Source organism: Mesorhizobium sp. 2RAF21 (assembly GCF_052115345.1).
Taxonomy (GTDB): domain Bacteria; phylum Pseudomonadota; class Alphaproteobacteria; order Rhizobiales; family Rhizobiaceae; genus Mesorhizobium; species Mesorhizobium terrae.
This window is the reverse complement of the sequence record NZ_JBFRGM010000013.1, coordinates 72,829-86,263: the sequence shown is the minus strand read 5'-3', so window position 1 is coordinate 86,263 and position 13,435 is coordinate 72,829. Positions and strand designations below refer to the sequence as shown.

At 61.3% G+C, this 13,435-nt stretch carries 9 protein-coding genes; 7 read left to right on the top strand and 2 right to left on the bottom strand.

Annotated elements, in window-relative coordinates; genetic code table 11:
* Positions 1-4: 4 nt before the first annotated feature.
* On the bottom strand, positions 5-1,213 hold the full coding sequence (locus AB4136_RS21650; RefSeq protein WP_024922715.1) for a glycosyltransferase family 4 protein: 1,209 nt from the start codon (positions 1,211-1,213) through the stop codon (positions 5-7).
* Between the two features lie 728 nt (positions 1,214-1,941).
* Between AB4136_RS21650 and AB4136_RS21645 the strand changes: the two genes are divergently transcribed.
* The 7 genes from AB4136_RS21645 to phoB all read left to right on the top strand — a co-directional run bounded on the left by AB4136_RS21645 (position 1,942) and on the right by phoB (position 12,149).
* The gene (locus tag AB4136_RS21645) at positions 1,942-5,697 is read left to right on the top strand and encodes a response regulator (protein WP_036254586.1); all 3,756 of its coding nucleotides are present in this window, start codon (positions 1,942-1,944) and stop codon (positions 5,695-5,697) included.
* A 264-nt stretch (positions 5,698-5,961) separates the two neighbouring features.
* On the top strand, positions 5,962-6,990 hold the full coding sequence (locus tag AB4136_RS21640) for a substrate-binding domain-containing protein (protein WP_024922713.1): 1,029 nt from the start codon (positions 5,962-5,964) through the stop codon (positions 6,988-6,990).
* Positions 6,991-7,085: 95 nt separating this feature from the next.
* Positions 7,086-8,543, top strand: a complete 1,458-nt coding sequence (gene pstC, locus AB4136_RS21635) for a phosphate ABC transporter permease subunit PstC (RefSeq protein WP_024922712.1) — start codon at positions 7,086-7,088, stop codon at positions 8,541-8,543.
* Complete coding sequence (gene pstA / locus AB4136_RS21630; RefSeq protein WP_024922711.1) at positions 8,540-9,856, top strand: phosphate ABC transporter permease PstA; 1,317 nt, start codon at positions 8,540-8,542, stop codon at positions 9,854-9,856. The genes pstC and pstA overlap by 4 nt, the downstream gene beginning before the upstream one ends.
* A gap of 14 nt (positions 9,857-9,870) precedes the next feature.
* Positions 9,871-10,695, top strand: coding sequence for a phosphate ABC transporter ATP-binding protein PstB (gene pstB, locus AB4136_RS21625; protein WP_024922710.1), 825 nt, complete (start codon positions 9,871-9,873; stop codon positions 10,693-10,695).
* Between the two features lie 38 nt (positions 10,696-10,733).
* Positions 10,734-11,441, top strand: a complete 708-nt coding sequence (gene phoU / locus AB4136_RS21620) for a phosphate signaling complex protein PhoU (RefSeq protein ID WP_024922709.1) — start codon at positions 10,734-10,736, stop codon at positions 11,439-11,441.
* 18 nt (positions 11,442-11,459) lie between these two features.
* Entirely contained in the window at positions 11,460-12,149 is a 690-nt protein-coding gene (gene phoB, locus AB4136_RS21615) for a phosphate regulon transcriptional regulator PhoB (protein ID WP_036254589.1), read from the top strand.
* Positions 12,150-12,151: 2 nt separating this feature from the next.
* Here phoB and AB4136_RS21610 read toward each other — a convergent pair whose 3' ends face one another.
* The gene (locus AB4136_RS21610) at positions 12,152-13,402 is read right to left on the bottom strand and encodes an ROK family protein (RefSeq protein ID WP_024922707.1); all 1,251 of its coding nucleotides are present in this window, start codon (positions 13,400-13,402) and stop codon (positions 12,152-12,154) included.
* Positions 13,403-13,435 lie beyond the last annotated feature (33 nt).

Genomic DNA, 13,435 nt, shown 5'->3' with positions numbered 1-13,435 from the left:
TAACCTAACGTGGTTCGGGCGCCGGTACGGCGCGTGTCACGGGCGCGTGGCGACCCAGCACCTCGCGGTAGACGTCGACATAATGTTCGGCGACCTGATCCCAGGAGTAGGCGGACGCAGCTTGCATGGCGGACAAGCGATAGCGCTGAGTGTCGGCAAGGATGACATCGAAGGCAGCCTCGATCGCTGCCGCGGTCGCGTCGCTGTCGGCAAAGTCGCAAATTCTGATTTCGCCGTGCCTGGAAGCGAGGTCTTTGTAAGCCGTATTGGCATTCAACACGGGCATCAAACCTGCGCTTAGTGCCTCCACAGCGACAAGACCAAAACCCTCATAGTCTGAAGCCGAAGCGAACAGCGAGCAGCGGCCGAGCACATTGCGGATCTCCTGGTTCGGCAGCCCGATATGGACATCGACGTGACTATCGAGGCTGCGTTCGGCGATCATTCGCCGCAGTTCCGCTTCGCTCAAATCTCCAGGCACACCGACGATGTCGAGATGCCAATCCTTGGAATGATCGACGAGCTTGCGCGTGGCATCGAGCAGATTGTCCAGCCGTTTGTTGATCGAGAAACGGCCGAGCGTGACGATGTTGCGAACGGCTTGCCGCGAGCCGGAGTCAGCGAATTTCCGGGTATCGACGCCGTTGTCGATCTGGATGACGCGATTTCCGGCGATTGCCTGGAATGTGCGTGTATCCTGGGCGCTGCAGCCGATCAGGCGGCGATAGGCTAGGGCGGACAGACGCGTAGCGGTGTTGAACCAGATCGTCTTCAGTCCGGCATGTTTTTCAGTGTGAAAGAAGCCGCCATGGGTCGTGGCGACCATCGGCTTGCCGTGGAAGAGACGTGTCCAGGCCAAAGCATCGAAGAAAAAGTCGATGGCGTGAACATGCACGATGTCGGCATCGCCGATGTGGCGAAAGACCTGTGGTGCGAGGGGGTAGCGTGTGCTGCCTGAAAAAGGAATGCGCACGACCTCGATACCGTCGATGGTCTCGATGGCCGGCAAGGTCTCGTCGAGCGCCGTGAAACGCCGGTCGAGCGTGACGACACGCACGCGGTAGCCGTGTTTGCGAAGCTGTGTCGAAAGATTGGCAACGACCTCCTCCAATCCGCCGCGGTTGGGCAGATATTGTCGCACGACCTGCACCGCCAATGGGCTGGTGTCGCGGCTGGGCGATTGGGGGGCGGGCGATGCGGGCATGGCAGTTATCCAAACGGCAGCGGCAGGCGCCGCCTATCGAATAGCACATGGGTCGCCGACAGACTAAAGCGGCGTTAATTTAGGCAGATATGAAGTGCCAAACGTCATCAAACGCTTGGTTTGGTAAACCAACCGCAACGTGCAGCGTCTCATCGCAAGACAGGGAAGGCAGATTTGAGTGGCGGAGAGCCTGCCTATTGGCAGGAGACATGCACGCGCCCATCGGCCTGCCTTGCCTGTCCACAAGCAATCGGCGAAGACGATTGGCCACCGGGCTGCGAGGCGGGCTGAGATAAGGTCGTACGTGCATGCCGACGCGGTTTCTTGCGCGATATTGCCGGTTTCGTCGATGGAAGCGGCTGCGCCTCCGGACCGGTCGGGAAGACCTGAGTGCCGCTTTCCACGGGCGGGGTTTGTACGGCAGGATCGTTGCGTTGCCAGGCACGCCTCATGTCCATCGAAGGCGGAATCACCACGGTTCCGTCATCCGTACGTGCGCATCCCCCTGCCGCCACCGGCAGGCAAAGCGTGATCCCAAGGAGTGTCCGTCGCATCAAAAGCATCTTCGCGCCTGCTTACTCGCGTGAGAAGCCTATCGCAACCCGGCAATCGTCACGGGCGCTTGGTGCAGGGCGCGGTTCCGATTTGTTAAGGTTAATTGCCCGTTAAGCCTTCCCTGTCAGATTTGGCCGCCGGTCTCGGGAGGGGCCGGGGGCTGGTTTTGGGGGCTGACGGGGATGGATATTGTAGGTGGAGCGGTCGGGGCAGACGAGCCGCCGGCGGTAAAAGAACATGGCGCAACGGACGCGCTATCCCGGCAGGCATTGCAAGACCTTGTCGAGGCTGGCTCCGGCTGGCTTTGGGAAACCGATGCCGAGCTGCGCTTTTCCTGGCTCTCCGAAAGCTACCGGACGGTGACCGGCGCTGACCCTGCCTCGGTGCTCGGCCATTTCCGCTTCGATTTTCTCAACCAGGTCCAGAAAGGAAGCCGTGGCGCCTCGGCGCATCTGGAAAATCTGGAGGCACGTCGTCCGTTCAGCGACTTCGTTTATCAGCCGAAAGACAGCCGCCCCGGCTTCCGTTGGGTGTCGACGTCGGGCTTTCCACGTTTCGACGCCGAAGGCCGCTTCAGCGGCTATCGTGGGGTTGCCCGCAACGTCACGGCCCTCGTCGAGGCGGTGGACGAAATCAAAGGTCTCGCCACCGACGAGGCTGGCGAGCGCGGAGCGCACATGGATCACATGATGGCGGCGCTCAACGCGATGAGCGATGCCGTCTGCTATTACGACGAGGAGGACCGACTGGTCCTCTATAATGATGCTTTGCCGGCAATGTACCACGGCCTTGCCGACATCATCCGCAAGGGCTTGAGCTTTGATGAGCTGATCGAGACGGGGCTCGAACGGGGACTGTGGGATACGGAGGCGATGAGCCACGCAGCATGGCGTGACATCGTCTTGAACCGACGCTGCGACGCGGTTTCGTCGACATCGGCGCTACGGTTTACCGATGGACGGATTGTCATCCATCGGGAAATGCGAGGGGCCGAGGGCGGTACCATCTCGATCTGCACGGACGTCACGGAATTCGAAGCGAGCCGTACCGAGGCGCAGGCTGCCGGCGAGCGTGGCCAGGAGCTGGAATCTGACCTGCAGCGCACCATCGATTCCATGACGATGGGCGTCATCATCCTCGATGCCCAGATGAATGCCGAGATCATCAACAGAGCCTTCTACGACATCTGGAATGTGACGACGGACCAGATTTCCGTCGGTTGTCCGTTCCGCGCCCTCATGGATGTCAACCGCTACAATGGCGTCTATGAAATCGCCGACGAGCATTGGGAGGATTATGTAGCCTCGCGCGTTGCCGAAATCCAGGCGGGTGATGTGGCGCCACGCGAGTTCCGCAGAGCCGACGGTCACACCATGATCTATTCGGTCACGAAACTCTCCGGCGGCAAGCGGCTGATTTCCTACGTCGATGTTTCGGAGGTCAAGAAGCGGGAGGCTGAAGCCGAGGAAGCGCGGCGGTATCTCGCCAGTGTCCTGGAATCGTTGCCGACCGGCGTGCTGATCTATGATCGCGACGACCGTTTCGTTTTCGCCAACAAGAAGCTGCTGGATTCGATCCCGGTCCTGCAACCGGCCTGGCAGACCGGGCGCAGCTTCCGCGATTCCCTGGAACTCGGCCACGCCAATGGCTGTTTCCGCCTTAGCGGCGATCCCGAGATCGACGAGCTCTATGACGTTGATCGCAATCGCTGGTTGGATGCCATGATGGCACGCTGCCGCCTGCGCAGCTCGAGCTTCGAACGGCAGAACCCCGATGGCCTCTGGTATCAGGCTTTCGACATGCGTACCGATGACGGCACCTTCATCGGGGTGCGCGTCGACATCACCGAACTGAAGGATCGGGAACGCGCGCTCCAGGAATCGATGAGCGAAAACGAGGTGTTCAGGTCTCTCATCGACAACGTGCCGGTCTCCATCTACGCCAAGCGCTCGGATCTCAAACTGTTCTACGTTAACAAGGGATGGTGCGAGTTGACCGGCGTTGCGCGCAAGGATGCGATTGGCCGGACCGATATCGAGATTTTCGGGGAGGAGGGTCAGGCGTTCGTCGATGGCGATCTGGCGGTGCTGCGCACCGGAGAAACCCATGAGGTCGAGGAAGCGATCACGGCGGCGGATGGCGTAACCAGGCACCAGTTCGCGCGCAAGGGCGCGATGATCGCCTCCGACGGCTCGCTCTATCTGATCGGCTCGACCACCGACATAACCGAATTGAAGGAACGCGAGGCTGAACTCAAGGAGGCCCGCCAGCGGGCCGTGCTGGCCGACCGCGCCAAATCGGAATTCCTGGCCAATATGAGCCACGAAATCCGAACGCCGATGAACGGCGTGCTCGGCATGGCGGAGCTTCTGGCCAAGTCCGATCTGGATGCCAAGCAAAAGACCTTCACCGACATCATCGTGAAGTCGGGCAATGCGTTGCTGACCATCATCAACGATATTCTCGACTTCTCGAAAATCGACGCCGGGCAGTTGGTGCTCGACCCTGCTCCGTTCAATTTGGCCGAGGCGATCGAAGACGTCGCAACCCTCGTTTCGACGCGGGCAAAGGAAAAGGACCTTGAGCTGATCGTGCGCGTTCAGCCCGGTCTCGATGGCATGTTCGTCGGCGACGTCGGCCGTATCCGGCAGATCGTCACGAATCTGCTCGGCAATGCGGTCAAGTTCACCGACGAAGGCCATGTGCTGGTGGATGTCGCCGGCAACAGGATGCCCGCCGGCACCAAGCTGACCATCTCGGTTACCGACACAGGCATCGGTATTCCGCCGGAAAAACTGTCCCAGATTTTCGAGAAGTTCAGCCAGGTCGACACGTCGTCGACGCGACGTCACGAGGGAACGGGACTAGGGCTCGCGATCACCTCACGTCTTGTCGAGCTGATGGGCGGCGAGATCGGCGTGGATAGCGCCGAGGGCAAGGGCTCGACCTTCTGGTTCACCGTGACGTTGCCCGTTGCCCAGCAGACAGAGGGGCAGCGCGTGATGCCCATCGACGTGACGGGCGCCCGGATTCTGATCGTCGACGACAATGCGGTAAACCGATCCATCCTGAGCGAGCAGATGGCTTCCTGGTCGTTTGACGCCTGCGCGGCGGCGAGTGGCATGGAAGGGATGAAGGTTCTGGCCGCTGCCGCGGCCTATGGCGTTCCCGTCGACTGCGTGGTGCTTGACTATCAGATGCCGGGCATGACGGGGGCCGAAGTGGCGCGTGTCATCCGCAACACCGAAGGTCTCGCCAGTACACCGATCATCATGTTGACCTCGGTCGACCAGACACTCGGCAATGCCAGCTATCGCGACCTCGCCATCGCGGCTCATCTCATTAAGCCGGCCCGGTCTTCGATCCTCCTGGAGGCGCTGGTTTCGACCATTCAGCGCCATCGCAGCGCTGCCCTGCCTCCCAGTGAGGTCGATGCGACCGGTCGCTTCACAACCCGGACAACCATGCCGCTTGCCGTGGCCCTCGAACCGGCGCCACAGATCGCGCCTGTTCGTCCCTTGGCGACCAAGAGTGAAGGCGGCCTCGACATCCTCGTTGCCGAGGACAACGAGGTGAACCAACTGGTCTTTACCCAGATCCTGGCTGACACGGGATACAGCTTCGAGATCGTCGGCAACGGCCGCAAGGCTCTGGAAGCCGCCAGCGAGTTGAGACCGCGGATGATCCTGATGGATGTCTCGATGCCGGAGATGAACGGGCTGGAGGCAACGGGCGAAATTCGCAAACGCGAGGCCGGGAACGGCACGCACGTGCCTATCGTCGGTGTCACTGCGCATGCGCTGAAAGGCGACAGGGAGCGGTGCCTGGAAGCGGGTATGGATGACTATCTGCCGAAGCCGATCAGCCCCAAGGCGCTGCTGGAGAAGCTCGATCGGTGGATCGGTGGCGCATATGAGGCTCGCCGCAGTGCCGGATAAGAAGCCGGCGCTTTGACGCCGGTGTTTCCAATGAAATTTCATTTGCCGGCTGTCGCTGCCGGTAAATTCAAGCAAATCGCTGATTTCGCGGGCGGAACCCTGCTTTCCGCTGGGGACGGTTCGTGTGTGCTTTGGTGGTCGGTTGCCAGTCGTTACTAGGGTGACATGAAACTGTCATGCGACTGTAATAAACGGGCGCTATGGCCTCACTCGGCGCCGCAGGAAAGGCGTCTAGAGACCACCTTCCTAACAGGAGCAGGCCCAATGAAAAAAGCTCTTCTCACCGCGTCGGCCGCTGCCTTCGCGCTCGCCGCTTCGGCTGGCTTCGCCGCCGCGCGCGACCAGGTTCAGGTCGCCGGTTCGTCGACCGTTCTGCCGTATGCCAAGATCGTTGCCGAGCAGTTCGGCGAAACCTTCAACAAGTTCAAGACCCCTGTGGTCGAGTCCGGCGGTTCGGGCGCCGGCATCAAGGAATTCTGCAAGGGCGTCGGCGAGAACACCATCGACATCGCCAATGCCTCGCGTCCGATCAAGAAGGACGAAATCAAGTCGTGCCAGGACGCCGGCGTGAAGGAAATCCAGGAAGTGAAGATCGGCTATGACGGCATCGTCTTCGCAACCGACGCCAAGGGTCCGGATTGGGCGCTGGTTCCGGCCGACATCTACAAGGCCTTGGCCGCCAAGATCGTCGTCGACGGCAAGCTGGTCGACAATCCGAACACCAAGTGGAACCAGGTCAACGCGAAGCTGCCGGCGTGGGATATTGCTGCCTACATTCCGGGTGAAAAGCACGGCACGCGCGAAGTCTTCGAGACCAAGCTGCTCGACGCCGGTTGCGACAAGGCAGCTCTGAAGGCTGCTGGCGTGACCGATGAAAAGGAAATCGGCAAGACCTGCATCGCCATCCGCAAGGACGGCAAGGCTATCGACATCGACGGCGACTACACCGAGACGCTCGCCCGCATCGACTCCAACAAGACCGGCGTCGGCGTATTCGGCCTGGCCTTCTACGAGAACAACGCCGACAAGCTGAAGGTGGCCACCGTTTCCGGCATCACGCCGTCGACCGAGACCATCGCCAAGGGTGAATATCCGGTGTCGCGTCCGCTGTTCTTCTACGTGAAGAAGGCGCATCTCGGCGTCGTTCCCGGCCTCAAGGAATATGTCGACTTCTTCCTGACCGACCAGATGATCGGCCCGGACAGCCCGCTGGCAGAGTATGGTCTGGTTTCGGCTCCGGAAGCCGAGCGCAAGGGCCAGCGCGAAGCCTTCGACGCTGGAAAGACGATGTAATTTTCCTGCTGCCGGGGCGTGGACTTAAGTTCGCGCCCCGGTCATTGCAGTCGGACCCGGTCCGGCTGTTTCCGTGACCTTTCAGAGGCCGCTCCATGTCATCCATGCTCGTCTTGGCAATCGTCGTCGCGATCGGAATTGGCGCCTTCATCATCGCAAGGCAGAGAGCGGCAGCCCAGGATGACGGCAAGGTCAAGCCGCATTCGCGAGCCCACTATCATGGCTGGTGGGCATTCCTGCTCGCAACGTTGCCGGCCGCCCTGTTTCTGGCGCTTTGGGTTATAGGCTCGTCCGTCTATCTCAATAGCCATCTGCATGCGCAGATGCCGGCGCAGACCGGTGTTGCCAGCGAACCCCTGGCCGTCAGCCTGACCAAGAGCCTCGCCAACGGCTTGCGCAAGCTGGACCCGCAACAGGTCGCATCGCTGCCGGCGACTTTCGCCGAACTGCGACCTTCGCTTGCCGCTAAGGGCGTTGCCCTGGCCACCGATACGCAAGACTACATGATCTCGATCGCGGCCGCGGCCAACAAGGTCCAGGATACGCTGGGACTGGTTGGCGCCGTTGCCACCGTTGCGCTGTCGCTCGCGGGTGCCGCCTATGGGATCTCGCAGGTCATGCCGCGGGCTCGAGCCCGCAACAATGTCGAGCGGCTGATGCTTTGGGGTCTGCTCGGCGCGTCCACCATCGCCATCCTGACCACGATCGGCATCGTGCTGTCGATGCTGTTCCAGACGCTGAATTTCTTCCATCGGGTTCCGCTTTCGAATTTCTTCTTTGGCACGGTGTGGGATCCACGCTTCGCCGCCGCCGGTGCTGTTGGCTCCGAGGGGCAATTTGGCCTGATCCCGCTGTTGGCTGGTACGCTCTATATTGCTTTCGTCGCGTTGCTGGTGGCGGTGCCGATCGGTCTTATGTCGGCTGTCTACATGGCCGAATACGCTTCGCCGCGTGTGCGCGCCGCGGTCAAGCCGTCGCTCGAGTTGCTGGCCGGCATCCCGACCATCGTCTACGGCATCTTCGCGCTCGTCACGCTCGGACCATTCCTGCGTGATTTGAGCGCCGCTCTCGCCGGCGGTACGTCCTTTATCCAGGCGCAATCGATCCTGACCGCCGGCCTCGTCATGGGTGTCATGCTGATCCCGGTTGTGTCTTCGCTCTCCGACGACATCATCACGGCGGTGCCGCGTGCCATGCGCGACGGCTCGCTGGGTCTTGGCGCGACGCGCTCGGAAACGATCAAGCGGGTCATCCTGCCGGCGGCGCTGCCGGGCATCGTCGGCGCAATCCTGCTCACCGCCTCGCGCGCCATCGGCGAAACCATGATCGTCGTGCTTGCCGCCGGTGTGGCCGCCAATCTGACGCTCAATCCGTTCGAGGCGATGACCACCATCACGGTCAAGATCGTCAACCAGTTGACCGGTGACCTCGAATTCAATTCACCGCAGACGCTGGTTGCCTTCGCGCTCGGCATCACGCTGTTCGCGCTGACGCTGGTGATGAACATCGTCGCCCTTTACATCGTCCGCAAATACCGGGAGCAGTACGAATGACCGACGTCACCTTGGATACGGTCGCCGCCTCGGTTCCCCAGGCACGTCGCGACATCGGCCTCAAGAAACGTTATGCCGCTGAGCGCCGCTTCCGCCTCTACGGTGTGTTGGCGATCCTCGTCGGCCTGGCCTTCCTGGCGGTCATGCTGGTTTCGATCGTGGGCAAGGGCTACACCTCGTTCTGGCAAACGACGATCACCCTGCCGATTACCTTCGACGAGAAGGTCATCGACCCCGACAACAAACGGGCATCGGATCCAGACGTGCTGGTCACGGCCAATTATCCGGTCTTGGCGCAACGCGCCCTGATGGAGAAGCTCGGCATTGATCCGAAGAACAAGCCGATGGCGGCGAAGCTGAAAGGCTTTCTGTCGGAAGGCGCTCGCGTTCAGCTGCGAAACGTCGCCGTTTCCGATCCGGCGGTGATCGGCACGACGCGCAACGTCGAGATCCTTGCCGCCGCCAACCTCGACTCGGCTTTCAAAGGCCAGATCGATTTGAGCGTTCCGGAAGATCGCCGCAAGGTTTCCGACCAGCAGGTCGAATGGATGAACAAGCTCAAGGCCGAAGGCGCAATGGCCGAGCATTTCAACACCGGTCTGTTTACCTTCGGCGCCTCCAGCCGTCCGGAAACGTCGGGTCTCGGTGTCGCGATCATCGGTTCGTTCTACATGATGGTGATCGTGTTGCTGCTTGCGCTGCCCATTGGCGTCGCCGCTTCGATCTACCTCGAAGAATTCGCCAAGAAGGGCCGTTTCACCGATCTGATCGAGGTGAACATCAATAATCTGGCCGCGGTGCCGTCGATCGTTTTCGGCCTTCTAGGCCTCGCTGTCTTCGTCAATTTCCTCGGCATGCCGCGTTCTGCCGCCTTCGTCGGTGGCCTGGTGCTGACGCTAATGACGTTGCCTACCATCATCATCGCCACGCGCGCTGCTCTCGCTGCCGTGCCGCCCTCAATCCGCTCGGCTGCTCTCGGTCTTGGCGCCTCGAAGATGCAGATGGTTTTCCAGCACGTCCTGCCTTTGGCTGCGCCGGGCATCCTCACCGGTACCATCATCGGCCTGGCACGCGCGCTGGGTGAGACGGCTCCGCTGCTGCTGATCGGCATGGTGGCTTTCGTGGCCGATTATCCGACGACGCCATTCGATCCGGCGACGGCGCTGCCGGTGCAGATCTATATGTGGGCCAATGAGGCCGAGCGCGCCTTCGTGGAACGCATGTCGGGCGCCATCATCATCCTTCTGGTCTTCTTGATGGCCATGAACATCACCGCGATCGTGCTCCGGCGTCGCTTCGAACGGCGCTGGTAGAAAGGGAGCCTGATATGAATATCATGACGGAAAAGACCCTCGAACAGGCAGTGAGCAGCCAGATGAGCGCCCAGACCAATGAGATGATCAAGATGCGTGGTGACAAGGTCACCGTGCACTATGGCGAGAAGCAAGCGCTGTTCGACGTCAATCTGGACATCCGCCAGAACCAGGTGACGGCGCTCATCGGCCCGTCCGGTTGCGGCAAGTCGACCTTCCTGCGCTGCCTCAACCGCATGAACGACACGATCGATTCCGCCAAGGTTGGCGGCAAGATCACGCTGGACCAGGAAGACATCTACGATCCCAAGATCGACGTAGTCGAACTTCGCGCCCGCGTCGGCATGGTGTTCCAGAAGCCCAATCCGTTCCCGAAGTCGATCTACGAGAATGTCGCCTATGGTCCGCGCATCCATGGGCTTGCCAAGAGCAAGGCCGACATGGATCGGATTGTTGAGTCCAGTCTGCAAAAGGCGGCGATCTGGAATGAGGTGAAGGACCGCCTGCACGAACCGGGTACGGGCCTTTCCGGCGGTCAGCAGCAGCGCCTGTGCATCGCGCGTGCAATTGCCGTGTCGCCGGAAGTCATTCTGATGGATGAGCCCTGCTCGGCTCTCGATCCGATCGCAACCGCCAAGGTCGAGGAATTGATCGACGAACTGCGGCAGAACTACACGATCGTCATCGTTACGCACTCGATGCAGCAGGCGGCACGCGTGTCGCAACGCACCGCCATGTTCCATCTCGGCTATCTGGTCGAGGAGGGGGCTACCGACAAGATGTTCACCAACCCTGACGACAAGCGCACGCAGGATTACATCACCGGCCGTTTCGGCTGAGCCGACGAGCGCGGCAGACGACAAGCGAGGACAGGATCATGGGTGAACATACCGTCGCGTCGTTCGATGAGGAACTCGGACAGATCAGCAAGCTTGTCCGCGATATGGGCGACCTTGCGGGATCGATGGTCGAGAGCTCGACCAAGGCGTTGCTGAAATCGGACAATGGATTGGCGCAGCGCGTCGTGTCCGACGATGCCATCATGGATGCGCGCCAACGCGAACTGGACAACCGTGCGATCACGCTGATCGCCAAGCGGCAGCCGATGGCGCAGGACCTTCGTGCCGTCATCGGCGCCATCCGCATGGCGGGCGATTTCGAACGCATCGGCGACCTTGCCAAGAACATCGCCAAGCGGGTTGGCGCGGTCGGGCAGAGCGGGACGCCGCGCGAATTTTCGCATTCCATCGATGCCATGGCGCAGCTCGTACTCGTCCAGGTCGACGGGGTGATCGAGAAATATGCGGCGGCTGATCCGCAGGGGCTTGCTCAGCTGAGGGCCGACGATGAACGGATCGACGTAAAATACACTTCCGTCTTCCGCGAATTGCTGACCTACATGATGGAAGATCCGCGCAACATCACGCCGTGTACGCATTTGCTGTTCTGCGCCAAGAATCTGGAACGCATCGGCGATCACGTCACCAATATCGCCGAAAATGCCTACTACGTGCTGACGGGCGAGCAGTTGCCGCCCAATCGGCCGAAGTTCGACGAGACGGCCGCAGCCGTCCCGGCCGCGTAGCAAAAGGACGACGGCAAGATGATCGCGCCGCGTGTCATGGTGGTGGAGGACGAGGAGCCGTTGGGCGTTCTCCTCCGCTACAATCTGGAATCCGAGGGCTACCAGGTCGAGGTGGTGGCGAGAGGCGACGAGGCGGAAATCCGGCTCCAAGAGAATGTTCCAGATCTTCTGGTGCTCGATTGGATGGTTCCGGCCGTATCCGGTATCGAATTGTGTCGTCGGCTCAGGATGCGCCCCGAAACCGAACGTCTGCCGATCATCATGCTGACGGCGCGAGGCGAGGAAAGCGACCGTGTGCGTGGGCTTTCCACGGGAGCGGACGATTATCTGGTCAAGCCGTTCTCGATGCCGGAGTTCATGGCGCGGGTGAAGGCGTTGCTGCGCCGGGCCAAGCCTGAGGTGCTATCCTCGGTGCTCAAGGTGGGCGACATCGTGCTCGACCGCGAGTCGCACCGGGTTTACCGCAAGAAGAGTGAAATCCGGCTCGGGCCGACGGAATTCCGCCTGCTGGAATTCATGATGCGCCATCCCGGTCGCGTTTTCTCGCGCAGCCAGTTGCTCGACAATGTGTGGGGCGAGACCATCTACATCGACGAACGCACGGTGGATGTGCATGTCGGGCGGCTGCGCAAGGCGGTCAACAACGGTCGCATGCCGGATGTCATCCGCACCATCCGCGGATCCGGTTACGCTATCCGCGAGGACTGAGCCTAGCCTTCGCCGCCTTGTGGCGGCGGGGGCATGGTTGCCATCGGACCGCCCAGTGCGAAGATTTCCTGGTCGATGAAGGTCAGTGCGCGCATGGCGCACCCTTCCCGGATCAGCATTTGCTCGTTCGGCTCCGTGTCGAAGGAAATCGAAGCGGAATGCTGGCCGCCGGCGGTCTGGGCAATCGCTTCCCGCAGTGCCGGCTCGATCAGGTCGAAGGCCGTCGCGCCGATACCGACGAACGTCACCGGGGCGGGGTCGATGACGGCAAACAGGGACCCCAGACCGTAGCCCAGCGCCTCACCGGCGCATCGATAGGCGTCGCGTTCGGGGCCTGCTGTCATGCGTGCCTTATCAGCTAGCGCCTGCATCTCGTTATCAGGGATGTCGGCAGCCGGTTCCGCGTTTTCGTCGATGCCATTGGCGCTTCGCCAGATCGCATAGTTACCGGCATAGGCCTCGACGCAGCCGTGCCGGCCGCAGCGGCACAGCGCGCCTTTCGGGCGATGGATCATGTGGCCGAACTCGCCGCCGGACGAATGTGTGCCGATGAACAATTCGCCGTTGAGCACGATACCCATGCCGATACCGTGCGAGAGCAGGACGGCGATGAAGTCGTCACGATAACGGTCGGTACCGCGCCAGCGCAACGCAACGGCCATCATGTTGCAGTCGTTCTCGACGATGACAGGAATGCCGAACGCCTCTTCGAGGATATCTGCGAACGGAATATTGCCGTGAGGCGTTATTGGCGTCCAAAGCATGGCACGCGCATGGGAATCGGCAGTGCCCTGGACAGCGAAGGCAATACGCAGCACGCGTCGCCCAATCGTGGTTTCGTCTTCGAGGCGCTGCCGCACGATCGTGACACATTCCTCGATCAGGGCTTCCCGCGGCAGGGTCAGGGTGTCCAGCCTGCGGGCATCCTGGGCCAAAACGCGCCCGGCATAGTCGGTGACCGTCGCGGTCAAGAGGTTGAGCGATAGGATCACCGTGATCACCGCCGCAGCGTCCGCGGCAAGTTCCAGCCCGACCTGCGGGCGGCCACGTTTCGCGGCGGTCGATTCACTGCGTCCTTCCATCAGGACGCCCTCGGCGATCAAGTCGGAAGAGATTGCGGAAATGGTCGAGTGGCTGAGACCGGTTATCGTGGTGATTTCGGTGCGTGAAGGCTGTTTGGAGCGGCGCACGGCGGAGATCACCATCGCGCGGTTCCTGCGGCGCAAGTCATCGTGCCGGATTCCGACGGTCATGTCCTTGCCGTTCCTTCCTCCGCCAGCCCTTCG